Source organism: Novosphingobium sp., from assembly GCF_030699305.1.
Taxonomy (GTDB): Bacteria; Pseudomonadota; Alphaproteobacteria; order Sphingomonadales; family Sphingomonadaceae; genus Novosphingobium.
The window spans coordinates 23744-37895 of the sequence record NZ_JAUYNB010000033.1 but is presented as its reverse complement, the minus strand read 5'-3'; the positions used below and the strand labels follow the sequence as shown (position 1 = coordinate 37895).

15 protein-coding genes are annotated in these 14152 nt (G+C 66.5%); 5 read left to right on the top strand and 10 right to left on the bottom strand.

Features of this window, described 5'->3' with window-relative positions; all coding sequences use genetic code 11:
• Positions 1–32: 32 nt before the first annotated feature.
• Positions 33–1283, bottom strand: a complete 1251-nt coding sequence (locus tag Q8Q53_RS12915; protein WP_305702185.1) for a threonine ammonia-lyase — start codon at positions 1281–1283, stop codon at positions 33–35.
• A 197-nt stretch (positions 1284–1480) separates the two neighbouring features.
• On the opposite strand from Q8Q53_RS12915, the gene Q8Q53_RS12910 reads away from it, so the two are divergent.
• From Q8Q53_RS12910 to Q8Q53_RS12900, 3 genes are all read left to right on the top strand, one after another.
• Positions 1481–1996, top strand: coding sequence for a DUF4402 domain-containing protein (locus tag Q8Q53_RS12910; RefSeq protein ID WP_305702184.1), 516 nt, complete (start codon positions 1481–1483; stop codon positions 1994–1996).
• Positions 1997–2070: 74 nt separating this feature from the next.
• Positions 2071–2967, top strand: coding sequence for an NAD(P)-dependent oxidoreductase (locus Q8Q53_RS12905; protein ID WP_305702183.1), 897 nt, complete (start codon positions 2071–2073; stop codon positions 2965–2967).
• Positions 2968–3089: 122 nt separating this feature from the next.
• The gene (locus tag Q8Q53_RS12900; RefSeq protein WP_305702280.1) at positions 3090–4766 is read left to right on the top strand and encodes an amidohydrolase; all 1677 of its coding nucleotides are present in this window, start codon (positions 3090–3092) and stop codon (positions 4764–4766) included.
• A gap of 105 nt (positions 4767–4871) precedes the next feature.
• Here the strand turns inward: Q8Q53_RS12900 and tatC are convergent, their stop codons facing one another.
• From tatC to Q8Q53_RS12855, 9 genes are all read right to left on the bottom strand, one after another.
• Positions 4872–5669 (bottom strand): twin-arginine translocase subunit TatC, encoded by a 798-nt coding sequence (gene tatC / locus Q8Q53_RS12895; protein WP_305702182.1) that lies wholly within the window; start codon positions 5667–5669, stop codon positions 4872–4874.
• A 9-nt stretch (positions 5670–5678) separates the two neighbouring features.
• Entirely contained in the window at positions 5679–6041 is a 363-nt protein-coding gene (gene tatB, locus Q8Q53_RS12890; RefSeq protein ID WP_305702181.1) for a Sec-independent protein translocase protein TatB, read from the bottom strand.
• A gap of 27 nt (positions 6042–6068) precedes the next feature.
• Positions 6069–6323, bottom strand: coding sequence for a twin-arginine translocase TatA/TatE family subunit (gene tatA, locus Q8Q53_RS12885; RefSeq protein ID WP_305702180.1), 255 nt, complete (start codon positions 6321–6323; stop codon positions 6069–6071).
• Positions 6324–6420: 97 nt separating this feature from the next.
• Positions 6421–7026 (bottom strand): SMC-Scp complex subunit ScpB, encoded by a 606-nt coding sequence (scpB, locus tag Q8Q53_RS12880; protein ID WP_305702179.1) that lies wholly within the window; start codon positions 7024–7026, stop codon positions 6421–6423.
• Positions 7023–7760 (bottom strand): ScpA family protein, encoded by a 738-nt coding sequence (locus tag Q8Q53_RS12875; protein ID WP_305702279.1) that lies wholly within the window; start codon positions 7758–7760, stop codon positions 7023–7025. Before Q8Q53_RS12875 ends, scpB begins: the two co-directional genes overlap by 4 nt.
• 56 nt (positions 7761–7816) lie before the next feature.
• Positions 7817–8836, bottom strand: coding sequence for a beta-N-acetylhexosaminidase (gene nagZ, locus Q8Q53_RS12870; protein WP_305702178.1), 1020 nt, complete (start codon positions 8834–8836; stop codon positions 7817–7819).
• 82 nt (positions 8837–8918) lie between these two features.
• The gene (locus Q8Q53_RS12865) at positions 8919–9662 is read right to left on the bottom strand and encodes an SPOR domain-containing protein (protein ID WP_305702177.1); all 744 of its coding nucleotides are present in this window, start codon (positions 9660–9662) and stop codon (positions 8919–8921) included.
• A 2-nt stretch (positions 9663–9664) separates the two neighbouring features.
• Positions 9665–11410, bottom strand: a complete 1746-nt coding sequence (gene argS / locus Q8Q53_RS12860) for an arginine--tRNA ligase (RefSeq protein WP_305702176.1) — start codon at positions 11408–11410, stop codon at positions 9665–9667.
• A gap of 56 nt (positions 11411–11466) precedes the next feature.
• Positions 11467–12117 carry a hypothetical protein gene (locus Q8Q53_RS12855; protein ID WP_305702175.1) on the bottom strand — a complete coding sequence of 217 codons (651 nt, stop codon included), beginning with the start codon at positions 12115–12117 and terminating at the stop codon, positions 11467–11469.
• Between the two features lie 72 nt (positions 12118–12189).
• On the opposite strand from Q8Q53_RS12855, the gene ispH reads away from it, so the two are divergent.
• Positions 12190–13152 carry a 4-hydroxy-3-methylbut-2-enyl diphosphate reductase gene (ispH, locus tag Q8Q53_RS12850; protein WP_305702174.1) on the top strand — a complete coding sequence of 321 codons (963 nt, stop codon included), beginning with the start codon at positions 12190–12192 and terminating at the stop codon, positions 13150–13152.
• Between the two features lie 7 nt (positions 13153–13159).
• Positions 13160–14143 carry a homoserine kinase gene (gene thrB / locus Q8Q53_RS12845; RefSeq protein WP_305702173.1) on the top strand — a complete coding sequence of 328 codons (984 nt, stop codon included), beginning with the start codon at positions 13160–13162 and terminating at the stop codon, positions 14141–14143.
• Positions 14144–14152 lie beyond the last annotated feature (9 nt).

The window sequence follows — 14152 nt, the reverse complement described above, 5'->3', positions numbered from 1 at the left end:
TGCGCGCGTAAATCGGGACAATGTGTGACGGGTTAGTTAAGTTCCACCTGCGTGACGGCATAGCCAGCCGCCTTCAGGCTGACCACGAGTTCGTCGAGCTGATCCTTGTCGCGCGCTTCGCACTCGATATCGGTAATCAGCCCCTTGGCCGGCAGCGTGGTGAAAATCCGCTGGTGGTAGATCTCGATGATGTTGACGTTGTGCGCATCGAACAGCCCCATCACCTTGAACAGTGCGCCGGGCCGGTCCTGCAAGGTCAGCCGCAACCGCGCCAGACGGCCCGACCGCGCCAGATCGCGCAGCAGCACGTTGGCGAGCAGGCGGGTATCGATGTTGCCCCCGGTCAGCACCACGCCCACCTTGCGCCCCGCGAACAGTTCGCGGTTGGCCATGACCGCTGCCAACCCGGCCGCGCCCGCACCTTCGACCACGGTCTTTTCGATCTGGAGCAGCAGCGCCAGCGCGCTTTCCAGCTGGCTTTCGCTGACCAGCACGACATCGTCCAGCAGGTTGCCCAGCACGCGTGAAGTGAACTCGCCCGGCACCTTCACCGCGATCCCTTCGGCCAGGGTATCCCCACCGCAGCGCAAGTGCTGATGCTTCAGCTTGTTGTACATCGATGGAAACAGCTTGGCCTGCACGCCGATCAACTGGATATCGGGGCGCAGCGCCCGCGCCGCCACGCCCATGCCCGTAGACAGCCCGCCGCCGCCGATGGGGATCGCCAGGGTGTCGATTTCCGGCGCGTCTTCCAGCAATTCCAGGGCCACGGTGCCCTGCCCGGCGGCGACGTTTGGATCATCGAACGGGTGGACAAACGTCAGTCCCAGTTCCGTTTCCAGCTGGCGGGCGTGGGCGTAAGCTTCGTCAAAAGTTTCGCCGTGCAGCACCACTTTGCCGCCCACCGCTTCGGTTTGCATCACCTTTACCGTGGGGGTCGGGCGCGGCATCACGATCGTGACGGGCAGCCCCAGCCGGGTGCCATGATACGACAGCCCCTGTGCGTGGTTCCCTGCCGACGCCGCGATTACCCCGCGTTGCAGATTTTCCACCCCCAGCAGCAGCATCGCGTTCAATGCCCCGCGTTCCTTGTAGGCCGCGGTGAATTGCAGGTTCTCGAACTTCAGCCAGATGTCCGCGCCCGTGATCTGGCTGAGCGTGCGCGAATAAAGCGTGGGCGTGCGCACCACCGCGCCCGCAATTCGCCCGGCCGCCGCACGCACATCGTCAATCGTCAGCAGCGGTGCCGCAGTAGTCGCGGCCAGAGGAGCGGGCTTGGTCATGGGCTAGCGCCTAACGGAAACGGGGAAGGCTTGCAAACGGCTAGAAAACGACCGGGGCACGGTGACGCCGCACGCGATCATGGTTACCGCTGCGGCCTTGGCGGATTAACCGCGTTTGTTTGCAGAATCACACGCGGCGGCGGCTATAGTGTGATCTGTTCTCATGGGTCGCTCCACCATGAGGAAGGCCCGGCGACATGCTTACCCGATTACAGCGCAGCCTGCTCACCGCCAGCCTGGTGCTGACCGCCGCGCTCCAGCCCGTCACGGCAGTCGCGGCAGTCGCGGGCGCCACGGTCACCGCACCGGCCACTGCCGAAGTGCTGGAAGATATCCAGTTTGCGGTCCTGCTCGATATGAACTTCGGCCGAATTGCGGTCAACGGCGCGGGCGGCGTGGTGGAACTCGATCCCGCCAGCAACAACCGGATGTGCGATGGCGGTCTGGTCTGCACCGGCAGCTTTGCCGTATCGCAACTGCACCTGACCGGATCGGACGCCAGCGTGCAGATCAACTTCGCTCCCAGCTTCGTCCTGACCGGACCCGGCGATCCGATGCTGGTTGAGCCGCAATTTCCCGGCGGCCCCGGCGCGTTGGTCAATCTGACCGGCGGATCGCGGACCATCCGGTTCGGCGCACGGCTGCATATCAACCCGCTCCAGGCCCCCGGCGTCTACAGCGGCGATTTTTCGATCGACCTTGAATATCACTGACCCGGTCACTGCAAGCGCCCGGTCACTGCAAGCGGTGGTGGATTTGTCGGCGCGGCCGCTTTAACACGGGCGGCATGACCGAACCGAAGCAAGTATCATTTCTGGGCCTGGGCGTGATGGGCGGCGCGATTGCGCGGCACATCGGCACTGCCGGGCACACCTTGACCATCTTCAACCGCACGCCTGCGCGCGCCGAAAAGTGGCGGGAGGCGAACCCCGGCATCGTCGTGCGCGTCGCGGCCAGCCCCGCCGAAGCGGCCGAAGGCGCGGATGTGGTGCTGACCTGCGTCGGCAACGACGATGATCTGGCCGATGTCGTGCTTGGCCCCACCGGGGTGTTCACCGCGCTGAAACCGGGCGCAACGTTCATCGATCACACCACCGTTTCGGCCCGGATCGCCCGCCAGATCGCGGTCGAAGCCCGCGATCTTGAGGTTCACTGCGTCGATGCGCCCGTCACCGGCGGGCAAGCGGGCGCGGAAAACGGCCAGCTGACCGTGATGTGCGGCGGCCGCGCCGACGCGATCGAGGCGGCGCGCCCGATCATGGAAGCCTATACCAAGCGGATCGTCCATGTCGGCAAGGCCGGTTCCGGTCAAAGCACCAAGATGGTCAACCAGATCGCCTTTTCCGGCATCCTGGCCACATTGTCCGAAGCGCTGCGCTTTGCCGAAGCCGCGCATCTCGATCTCGACAAGGTGTACGAGGCGATTTCCGGCGGCGCCTCGCAAAGCTGGCAGATGGACAACCGCTGGCACACGATGGCCCGGGATGAATTCGACTTCGGCTTCGCGATTGACTGGATGCGCAAGGATCTGGGCCTGACGCTGGAGGAAGGCCGTTCGCTGGCGGTATCGCTGCCGGTCACTGCGCTGATCGACCAGTTCTATGCCGAAGTGCAGGCGATGGGCGGCGGGCGGCAGGATACCTCCGCGCTCGTGCGCCGCTTGCCGCGCCGGGGGAAGGCATGATCGCCCGCCTTTCCTCCCCGATCCGGGGAGGGGGACCAGCGCAGCTGGTGGAGGGGCGCGTGCAGCCATCGCAACGCGGTGACGGTGCGCGCAACCGCGCCTGCCCCTCCACCATCCTGCGGATGGTCGCCCTCCCCGTGCCGGGGAGGACTCTGGCGGCACTGGCGCTTGCTTTCGCTACTTCCGCCCATGCCGATACCCTGATCGACAATGTCGATGGCATGACGCTGGACGCGACCGGCGGGGTGGACCGGTTCACCGGGCTGCTGGTCGGCGATGATGGCCGGATCGTGCAGGTGCTGCGCCGGGGCGACAAGCGGCCGGGCAAGGTCGATTACTTCCTGGATGGCAAGGGCCAGCTGCTGATGCCGGGGCTGATCGACAGCCACGGCCATGTCATGGGCGTGGGCTTTGGCGCGCTGACGCTGGACCTTTCGGAAACGAAATCGCTGGCGCAGGCGCAAGCGGCGATTGCCGCCTATGCCGCCGCGCACCCGGACCGCCCGTGGATTCTGGGGCGCGGGTGGAATCAGGAACTGTGGGGACTGGGCCGCTTTCCGACCGCCGCCGAACTCGACGCGGTGGTCGGTGACAGGCCGGTCTGGCTGACCCGCGTCGATGGCCACGCGGGCTGGGCCAACACCAAGGCGCTGAGCGCCGCTGGCGTGACCGCGCTCAGCAAGGACCCGGCAGGCGGCAAGATCGAGCGGATCGCGGCAGGCGGCAAACCGGCCGGGGTGCTGGTCGATACCGCGATGGAACTGGTCGACAGGTTCATCCCTGCCCCGCGCCCCGAAGACCGCGATCTGGCGCTGGCCAAGGCGCAGGAGCTGCTGCTGGCGCGCGGGGTGACCGCGATGGCCGACATGGGCACCAGTATCGAGGATTGGCAGGCCTATCGCCGCGCCGGTGACAATGGCACGCTGCGGCTGCGGATCATGGCCTATGCCGGCGGGACCGGGGCGATGGAGCTGATCGGCGGCCCCGGCCCGTCCCCCTGGCTGTATGACGACAAGCTGCGGCTGAACGGCGTGAAGCTCTATGTCGATGGCGCGCTGGGATCGCGCGGGGCTTCATTGAAGGCCCCTTATGCCGATGCGCCGCACACGCGGGGCCTGCGCATCACGGGCGATACGCAGCTGAAGAACCTGATGAGCCGCGCCGCGCTCGACCGGTTCCAGCTGGCGATCCACGCCATCGGCGATGAAGCCAACGCGGGCGTGCTGGCCGCGATCGAGGACATGAGCACGACCTATACCGGGGACAGGCGCTGGCGGATCGAACACGCGCAGATCGTCGATCCGGCGGATATTGCGCGGTTTGGCAAGCACGGCATCATCGCATCGATGCAGCCGGTTCACCAGACGTCGGACCGGCTGATGGCCGAGCCCCGGCTGGGGCCGCAGCGGCTGGCGGGCGGCTATGCCTGGAAATCGCTGTCGGCCACCGGGGCCAAGCTGGCGTTCGGATCGGATGCGCCGGTGGAACTGCCCGATCCCTTCGCGGGCCTCGCCGCCGCGATCACCCGGCAGGGGCCGGACGGGCAGCCGTTCGGCGGCTGGCAGGCGCAGGAACGCCTGACCCGCGAGGAAGCGCTGGCGGCCTATACCATGAACGGGGCCTATGCCGGGTTCGCGGAAGGCCGGTTCGGGCGGCTGGTGCGCGGTGAGCGGGCGGACTTCCTGCTGGTCGATCAGGACCCCCTGCTCGCCACGCCGTCAGACTTGCGGGCAACGAAAGTCCGGCAAGTCTGGATCAACGGACGGCTGGCGTGGGATGGGACGGCAGCCAAGCCCTGAGCCACTCCCCCCACTAACCCGTTTGTGTCGAGCGTAGTCGAGACACGTGGCGCCCAGTGTCTCGACAACGCTCGACACAAACGGAGTTGGGTTTTGGAGGTGGCGTTATGGTGCCGTGGTTTCTTCCGCCGCCGCCGCCGCCTCAGCCGCATCCTTGCGTTCGCCCAGCCGCATGATCAGCAGCGAGCCTTCGAACAGCAGCCACATCGGCACCAGCAGCATCAGCTGTGATACCACATCCGGCGGCGTGATAACCGCCGCCAGCGCGGTGATCGCCACAATCACATAGCGCCGCGCCGAAGTCAGTTGCTGGCGGGTGACGATCCCGGCGCGGTTGAGCAGCAGCAGCAGCACCGGCAGCAGGAAGCTCACCCCGAACGCCAGAATGAACTGCATCACCAGCGACAGGTAATCCCCCGTCCCCGGCAAGGCTTCCAGCTTGAGCCCGCCCTTGTTGCCTTCGAACGTCAGGAAGAACCGGAACGCGGTGGGCATGACCACGTAATAGGCCAGCGCCGCCCCGGCCGTGAACAGGATCGGCGTTGCCACCAGGAACGGCAGGAACGCCTTCTTTTCCTTGGCATAAAGCCCCGGCGCAACGAACGCCCAGAGCTGGTTGGCGATGATCGGGAAGCTGCAGAAGAACGCCGCGAACAGCGCCACCTTGATCTCCACAAAGAACGCTTCGTAGAGCTTGGTATAGATCAGCCGCCCCTCACCCGCCGGGAACGCGGCGGTCAGCGGGCGGACCAGAAAACTGAAGATGTCGTCGGCGAAATAGAAGCAGACGCAGAACGCCAGCCCCAGCGCCGCGAACGAGCGCACCAGCCGGGTGCGCAGCTCGATCAGGTGGTCGAGCAGCGGAGCCTGCGAATCGTCGATATCGCGAACGGAAAAGACCACGCGCTGCCCCTATTGCGGCTTGGGCGGCAGCTCTGGCGAGCTGGCGTCGGCGGGTGGAATGGTGGCAGCGGGCTGACCGGCCGCAGCAGGAGTTGTCCCGGGATCAGTCCCGAGCAGCGCGGTTTCAGCCGAGCCCGGCGGGTGCTGCGCCATGATCCTGGCGTTCTGTTCGCGCCACTGCTTTTCCATGTCTTCCAGTTCTGCTTCGCGGATCATGGTTTCGATGCCGGTCCGGAAATGACCCGACACGCGCCGGACCTTGCCAATCCAGCGGCCCGCCGTGCGCAGCGCGCGGGGCAGTTCCTTGGGGCCGATGACGATGATCGCAATGATCACCGTCAGCAGCATTTCATCCCAGCCAATATCAAACATGGTGCGTCTCCGCCGAACCGGCGGGGGTTACAGCGGGTTCGACGGCTTCGACGCGTCGATCACGGTTTCGCCATTGAGCGTCGCCTGGTTGACAGCGGGCGGCGGCGGGATTTGCTGGGCCGGGGGCGCGGGCGGCTGGGGATTGGCTTCCTCGGCAATGCCCTGCTTGAAGCTCTTGATGCCCTTGCCGAAGTCACCCATCATTTCGGATATGCGGCCACGGCCAAACAGCACCAGCACCACCAGCGCCAGAATGATCAGGTGGGGAAGCGACAGACCCATTGAAACAACTCCTGCAAATCACGGGGCACGGCGACGGATCGCCAGCCTGTTTACCCCTGCATTATTGCATTTAGGCGATGTTGCCCGGCATTGCGAGTCAGTCTGCGGAATCTTCGTCAGGCGGAGCGGCGCCATCTGCTGCGGTTTCCATGGCAGAGGCCAGCGCATCCTCCACCGGATCGAGCAATCCGGCAGCGCGGAGCTCATCGATCCCCGGCAGGTCGCGGCGCGATTCCAGCCCGAAATGGCTCAGGAATTCCGCCGTGGTGGCATAGATCACCGGCCGCCCCGGCACCTCGCGCCGCCCGGCGATCCGCACCCAGCCCGCCTCCAGCAACACATCGAGCGTGCCCTTGGCGGTCTGGACGCCGCGAATGCTTTCGATTTCGGCGCGGCTGACCGGTTCGTGATAGGCGACAATCGCGAGCACTTCCGTCGCCGCGCGCGACAGGCGGCGGACGTCTTCCTTTTCGCGCCGCAGCAGGTGCGCAAGGTCAGGCGCGGTCTGGAAATGCCAGCGCCCGCCGCGCTCCACCAGCTGGACCCCGCGTCCGTCAAAGTGCGCCGCCAGTGCCGTCAGCGCGGCCCGGACATCAGCCCCGCCCAGATGGGTGGAAACAGCCTCCGCGCTCATCGGCTCCGCAGCGGCAAACAGCGTCGCTTCCACCGCCCGGACCAGATCGTCAGGCGGCTGGCCGGTCACGCCGTGATGCCTTTCAGCATCAGCGGACCAAAGGTCTCCTCCTGCCGCAGTTCCGCCTTGCCCAGCCGCGCCAGTTCCAGCGCGGCGACGAAGCTGGACGCCAGCGCCGACCGTTTCAGGCGCGGGTCGGCGTGCGGCGGCAGAAAGTCGCGCAGTTCCATCCAGTCGAGATTGACGCCCAGCAGCGAGGACACCCGCGTCAGTGCCGATTCCAGCGTCATCACCATGCGGTCACGCACCATGTGGACCACCGGCGCGGTGCGTGCCTTCACTTGCCCGTAAGCCTGGATCAGCCCGAACATGTCGCATTGCCAGCTGTGCTTGCGGTCCACCCGCAGCCCTTCGGGCGCGCCGCGCGGGAACACGTCGCGGCCCAGCCGGTCGCGCCCCATCAGCCGCGCCGCCGCATCGCGCATCGCCGCCAGCCGCTGCAACCGCAAGTGCAGGCGCAGCGCCAGTTCTTCCGGGCTTGGATCGGGCTGTTCCTCGCGCGGGAGCAGCAGCGCGGATTTGAGGTAGGCCAACCACGCGGCCATCACCAGATAGTCCGCCGCCAGTTCCAGCCGCAGCGCAGCCGCCCGTTCGATATAAGTCAGGTATTGATCGACCAGTTCGAGGATCGAGATCGTCCTGAGATCAACTTTCTGCCGCCGCGCCAGATCGAGCAACAGGTCGAGCGGCCCCTCCCACCCGTCCAGTTCCAGATAGAGCGCAGCGTCGTGCGGTGCAGCCATGCCGACGCCCTGCCAGTCATCATCCAGCGTGATCGCGGGGCCGTCGATCAGTTCGCTCACGCCGCCGCCTCCACCAGCCCGAGCAGCGCATCGCGCTTTGCCAGCAATTCGGCCTGAATGCCCCGCGCCCCGTCAATCCGGGTGACCGCCAGCGCGCGTTCCAGCCGCTCCGCCGTCGCCGCGCTCATCGTCGGGCAGCGCGCGGCGATCCCGGTCATGTCGTCCAGCCTGGCCCAGCAATTGAGCGCGATGTCACACCCCGCCGCCAGCGCCGTTGCGGCACGTTCGGGCACGGTCCCGGCGAGCGCCTGCATATCCAGATCGTCGGTCAGCAGCAGCCCGTCAAAGCCGATCATCTTGCGGATGATTTCAGACACCACGAACGGCGATTGCGTGGCCGGATGGTCCGCATCCCACGCGGTGAAGCGGATGTGCCCGGTCATCGCCATGGGGGCATCGGCCAGCGCCTTGAACGGGGCGAGATCGCTGTCCAGTTCGGCTGCGCTGGCGGTGACGGTCGGCAGTTCCTTGTGGCTGTCGGCCAGCGCCCGGCCATGGCCGGGCATATGCTTGATCGTGCCAACCACCCCGGCGCGGGCCAGCCCGTCCAGCACCGCCCGGCCAATTGCCGCGACGCGCAGCGGCTCCGCGCCATAGGCCCGGTCACCGATCACGTCGTGCGCGCCGGGCTGGCGCACATCGAGGACGGGCGCATGGGTGCAAGTAATCCCGACTTCGGCCAGATCGTGGCCCAGCGCCTCGGCATTGGCGCGGGCTGCCTCAATCGCGGAGGCCGGGGCCAGATCATAGAGCCGGTCAAACGCCGCGCCCGCCGGATAAGGCAGCCATTCAGGCGGCTTCATCCGCGCAACCCGCCCGCCTTCCTGATCGATCGTGATCAGCAGCCGGTCGCGCCCGTGGATGTCACGCAAGGCATCGGTCAACGCGCGCAGCTGGGTGCGGCTTTCCACATTGCGACCGAACACGATATAGCCCGCCGGGTCAGCATCCCTGAAAAAGGCGCGTTCGTCAGCGGTCAGGGTCAGACCGGACAGGCCGAAGATAGCGGGCGTCATGCCGCGAAGACTCGCAGTTACGGGCAGATTCGGCAAGCGACGGGGCGCACCGGAGTGTGCAAAAACCCCGCTCCGCCGCCGGTTACTTGACCTGGCAGGAAATCCCGGCCGCCTTCAGCTTGCCGCACAGCGCCTGCGCTGCGGCGGCATCGGGTGCGATAGCCTGCAAACGATAGACCGTGCCGATGTCGGCACTGCCCGAAACCACGCGGTGGGGCACGCCTGACAGCACCGCTCCGGCCTGCGCGGCCAGCTTGGTCCAGCCTGCTTCTGCCGTGGCCTGTGACGAAAACGCCCCGACCTGCACGCCAACGCCGCCGCTGGCCGCAGCCGGAGCGGGCGCCGCTGCGGCGGGTGCCGCTGCCTGCGCCGGAGCAGCTGCGGGTGCGCCCGCTTCACCGCCCAGTTGCGGCGGGCGGTTCTGCCCTTCGGAGACGGCAAAGCTGCTGTCGCCGGTGCCGTCGAACGTCTTGCCGCCCGGATCCTGCGGCGCTTCCTTGTAGGGTTGGCCGGGCGCTTCAATCACGCTGCCGTCGGCCACCAGGGCCGGATCGGGACCGCGATTGGTGGCCCACCAGATGCCGCCGACGATTGCCGCCAGCGCCACCAGGCCCATCAGCACGAACCCGGCCAGCTTGCTGTTGTCGGAACTTTGCGAATCGTCCCATTCATCATCTTCGGGCGATTCCAGCCAGGGCAGGCGTTCCTCCTCTTCGGTCAGGTCCAGCTGCTCTGTTTCCAGCGGCTGTTCATCATGATCCTCTGCCCCGGTTTCCCACGGCTGCGGTTCATCGCCCTTGATCCGATCGTCGGTTGCGCCCGTCATGTTTACATTTCCTCCACCGCCTCAACGCCAAGCAGCGCCAGTCCATTGCGGATGATCTGCCCGATTTGAATGGCAAGATAAAGCCTTGCGCCGGTAAGGTTAATATCCTGTGCCACGATGAACCGCTTTTCCGGGCGGTCATTACCCAGGTTCCAGTAACCATGCAGCGCCCCGGCGAGTTCATAGAGGAAGAACGCCAGGCGGTGCGGTTCACGCGCGGCAGCAGCGGCTTCGATCAAACGCGGGAACTGCGCGGCCTGTTTGATCAGGCCCAGTTCCTCTTCACCCAGCAGCTCCAGATGCCCGGCCGATGGGGCCAGCCCCTCAGCCGCAGACTTGCGCAGGGTTGAGCGGATCCGGGCATGGGCATACTGCACATAGAACACCGGGTTGTCCTTGCTGGCCTCGACCACCTTGGCAAAATCGAAATCCATCTGCGCTTCGGGCTTGCGGGTCAGCATGGTGAAGCGGACCACGTCCTTGCCCACTTCACGCACCACATCGGCCAGCGTCACGAAATTGCCGGACCGTTTGGACATCTTCACCGGCTCGCCGTCGCGCAGCAACTGCACCATCTGCACCAGCTTGACCTCGAACGGGGTGGCCTTACCGGTGGCTCCGGTCAGTGCGGCGACGGCGGCCTTGATCCGCTTGACCGTGCCCGCGTGGTCCGCACCCCAGATATTGACCAGCGCGTCCGCGCTCTGGGCCTTCTGGAAGTGATAGGCCAGATCCGCACCGAAATAGGTCCAGTTGCCGTCCGACTTGCGGATCGGGCGGTCCTGATCGTCACCGAACTTGGTCGAACGGAACAGCGGCAGTTCGACCGGCTCCCAATCGTCCAGCGTCTTGCCCTTGGGCGCTTCAAGCTGGCCGTCATAGACCAGATCATGCGCACGCAGCCAGGCTTCGGCCTCAGCCGGTTTGCCCGCCGCCTGCAATTCCGCCTCGGACGAAAACAGATCGTGGTGGATGCCCAGCAGCGCCAGGTCTTCCTTGATCATGACCAGCATCGCCGCGACCGCACGGGTGCGGAACAGGACCAGCCAGTCGCTTTCCGGCGCGGCGGCATACTGGTCGGCAAACTCGGCGGCCAGAGCCTGCGCCACCGGGATCAGGTAGTCGCCCGGATAGAGCCCTTCGGGGATTTCACCGACGTCCTGCCCCAAAGCTTCACGGTATCGCAGGTGGACCGAGCGCGCGAGGACGTCGACCTGCCCGCCCGCATCGTTGACGTAATATTCGCGGATCACCTTGTGTCCGGCCGCTTCCAGCAGGCTGGCCAGCGCATCGCCGACCACCGCGCCGCGGCAGTGGCCCATGTGCATCGGCCCGGTCGGGTTGGCGGAGACATATTCGACATTGACTGTCGTGCCGCCGCCCATGTCCGAACGGCCATAGGCGTCGCCCAGTGCCGCGATCGCGCGCAGTTCATCCAGCCACGCGTCCGCATTCAGGCGCAAGTTGATGAACCCCGGCCCGGCGATGTCCGCGCCGGTGATCGATGGAATCTTGGTCAGTTCACCGACCAGCGCCTCGGCCAGCACGCGCGGGTTCATGCCCGCCGGCTTGGCCAGCACCATCGCGGCATTGGTGGCCAGATCGCCGTGCGCGGGGTCACGCGGCGGCTCGACCGCCACAGCGCCGCGATTGAGGCCAGCGGGGAGCGTGCCTGCGGCTTCCAGCGCATCGAGCGCAGCGGCGACATGGCCCGCAAAGGCCGCGTGAAGAGTGGTCTGCTGTGTCATGCGCGGCGGTTAGCGGGTTTCGGCCCGCTTGCAAATCCTCCGCGTAGGTCCGGGGCCTAGCGCGTGGCGTTGTAGCTCAGCTGATCCTGGGTCAACTGGAAGCCCACCAGCACCTCGAACGTCGCGCGGGCAACGGCGGCCTTCACATCCGGACGCGACAGCGGATCGACCGCCGCGTCGGCATCGCCGGCCTTGCGCTTGCGGGTGATCTGTTCACGGATGTCGGCAGGGATCGTCGCTTCGGCCTTGTCGATATAGGCCGCGCCTGCACCGCTGGCCGAGGCACGTTCCTGTCCGTCGGCAAAGCTGAGCGTCACTTCGCCCACGCGCTTGGAAATCACCGCCGAGCCGCCGCGCAGCACGGTGACGAAATAGGGCACGGTGACAGTGCGGGCACCGCGCGTGTCGGTGCGGCGGGCCAGCACGTTGAAGGTGGCGGTGGCGTAAACCTTGTCACCCGAATCGTTGCAGGTGCTGCGCACGTCGGTCAGCGCGGCGACCAGATCGATGTTGTCCGCCGTGGTCACGCCGGGCGTGCGGAACAGCGTGATATCACCGGTATAGTCGGGCACGCCGACCGCCGGACACGCCGTGCGGACCGCCGTGATGCCCACGCCTTCGTCGACCACGATATCACCGGTTCCCCGGCATCCGGCCAGAGCGATGGCAAGAACGGCGGCGGCAGTCAGGCGGGTGCGAAGCTTCATCTATTCGGTCCTTCACGCAGATGCGTGCGCCTGCCCTAGCGGCGCGCGCGGCAAAGCGCTAGGGGGACGAACATGAACGCGCCCTTTCCAACCACCGAAAAGCCCTCCCTGCGCCTGCTGCTGGCCGCCCCGCGTGGATTTTGCGCCGGAGTGGACCGTGCGATCGAGATCGTCGAGCGCGCGCTCGAACGGTTCGGCAAGCCGGTTTATGTCCGCCACGAAATCGTCCACAACCGCTATGTCGTCGATGGCCTGAAAGCCAAGGGCGCGGTGTTTGTCGAAGAACTGGACCAGGTGCCCGACGGCGCGCAAGTGGTGTTCAGCGCCCACGGCGTGCCCAAGGCCGTGCCCGCTGCGGCCACCGCGCGCGGGCTGGACTGGCTGGACGCCACCTGCCCGCTGGTCAGCAAGGTTCACCGTCAGGCCGAACGCCAGATCGAGGCCGGGCGGCACATCCTGTTCATCGGGCATGAAGGCCACCCCGAAGTGATCGGCACGATGGGCCAGGTCCCCCCCGGCAGCATCACGCTGGTGGAAACGGTGGACGATGTCCCCACGCTCAACTTTCCGGACGGCACGCCGCTGGCCTTCCTGACCCAGACCACGCTGTCGGTCGATGATACCGCCGAAATCGTTGTCGCGTTGCAGGCCCGGTTTCCCCAGATCGTTGCGCCCAAGGCAGAGGATATCTGCTATGCTACCTCCAATCGGCAGGCCGCGGTCAAGGCGATCGCGCCGCAGTGCCAACTGGTGCTGGTGATTGGCGCACCCAACAGTTCCAATTCGGTCCGGCTGGTCGAAGTGGCCGAACGTTGCGGTGCCCGCGCATTTCTGGTCCAGCGCGCGACCGAGATTGATCCGGCGTGGTTCGATGGGGTGGAAACCATGGGCCTGACCGCCGGGGCATCGGCCCCTGAAACGCTGGTCAACGAAGTGGTCGACCGGATTGCTGAACTGCGCGACGTGACCGTCGAGCAGGTCGTTTCGGCCGAAGAAAACATGGTGTTCAAGCTGCCGCGCCAGTTGCTGGACTGAACGCGCCGTGGCTGTTTACACCCATCTCGGCGCCGAAGCGCTGGCCAGCCTGATCGCGCAGTTCGATGTCGGGGAACTGCGCAGCGCCAAAGGAATTGCCGAGGGGATTTCCAACAGCAACTGGCTGATCGACACCACTGGTGCTGACGGCGCGGGCGCGCGGTTCATCCTGACGATGTATGAATACCGGATCGAGCTGGAGGACCTGCCGTTCTTCCTCTCGCTGCTGGATCACCTCGCCGCCAAGGGCTGCCCGGTGCCGCGCACGATCCATGACCGGTCGGGCCAGCTGTACCGCAAGCTGGGGGACAAGGCGGTCGCGCTGATCGAGTTCCTGCCCGGTGTTTCGGTCAGCCAGCCGACCCCCGGCCAGGCCCGCGCCGTGGGCCGCGCACTGGCGCAACTGCATCTGGCCGCTGCCGATTTTCCGCAAACCCGCGCCAATGCCATGGGGCCGGCTGAGTGGCTGCGGCTGGCCGCCGCCTGCGGGCCGGACGGGCTGGCCAGCATCGACGCAGGCTTTGCCGAACAGGTCGCCCGCGAATTGCCGCAACTGACCGCCCAGTGGCCCGCCGATCTGCCGCGCGGGGTGATCCACGCCGATCTGTTCCCCGACAACGTGCTGATGCTGGGCGATACGGTCAGCGGACTGATCGACTTCTATTTCGCCTGCACCGATCTGCTGGCCTACGATGTGGCAGTGACGCACGCGGCGTGGTGCTTTGACGACGCGGGGCGCAATTTCGACGCGGCGATCTCGGCTGCTCTGCTGGCCGGGTATGACAGCATCCGTCCGCTGAGCGCGGCGGAGCGGGCGGCTCTGCCGCTGCTGGCGCGCGGGGCGGCGATGCGCTTTGCGATGACCCGCGCGTGGGACTGGATGAACACGCCCGCTGACGCGCTGGTGATGCGCAAGGACCCGCTGGCCTATGCCCGGCGGCTGGCGTTCTATGGCGATCCCGCCAACGCGGACGTGTTTGCGCAAGGATGACCCAGCTCC

Bases quoted from the DNA above. Each gene is read 5' to 3' on its own strand.
- tatA (WP_305702180.1), bottom strand. From the start codon at position 6,323: ATGGGTCTGTCGCTTCCCCACCTGATCATTCTGGCGCTGGTGGTGCTG.
- argS (WP_305702176.1), bottom strand. From the start codon at position 11,410: ATGACACAGCAGACCACTCTTCACGCGGCCTTTGCGGGCCATGTCGCC.
- nagZ (WP_305702178.1), bottom strand. From the start codon at position 8,836: ATGACGCCCGCTATCTTCGGCCTGTCCGGTCTGACCCTGACCGCTGAC.
- Q8Q53_RS12910 (WP_305702184.1), top strand. From the start codon at position 1,481: ATGCTTACCCGATTACAGCGCAGCCTGCTCACCGCCAGCCTGGTGCTG.
- Q8Q53_RS12855 (WP_305702175.1), bottom strand. From the start codon at position 12,117: ATGAAGCTTCGCACCCGCCTGACTGCCGCCGCCGTTCTTGCCATCGCT.
- Q8Q53_RS12900 (WP_305702280.1), top strand. From the start codon at position 3,090: ATGGTCGCCCTCCCCGTGCCGGGGAGGACTCTGGCGGCACTGGCGCTT.
- Q8Q53_RS12865 (WP_305702177.1), bottom strand. From the start codon at position 9,662: ATGACGGGCGCAACCGACGATCGGATCAAGGGCGATGAACCGCAGCCG.
- Q8Q53_RS12905 (WP_305702183.1), top strand. From the start codon at position 2,071: ATGACCGAACCGAAGCAAGTATCATTTCTGGGCCTGGGCGTGATGGGC.
- Q8Q53_RS12875 (WP_305702279.1), bottom strand. From the start codon at position 7,760: ATGGCTGCACCGCACGACGCTGCGCTCTATCTGGAACTGGACGGGTGG.
- tatB (WP_305702181.1), bottom strand. From the start codon at position 6,041: ATGTTTGATATTGGCTGGGATGAAATGCTGCTGACGGTGATCATTGCG.
- Q8Q53_RS12915 (WP_305702185.1), bottom strand. From the start codon at position 1,283: ATGACCAAGCCCGCTCCTCTGGCCGCGACTACTGCGGCACCGCTGCTG.
- ispH (WP_305702174.1), top strand. From the start codon at position 12,190: ATGAACGCGCCCTTTCCAACCACCGAAAAGCCCTCCCTGCGCCTGCTG.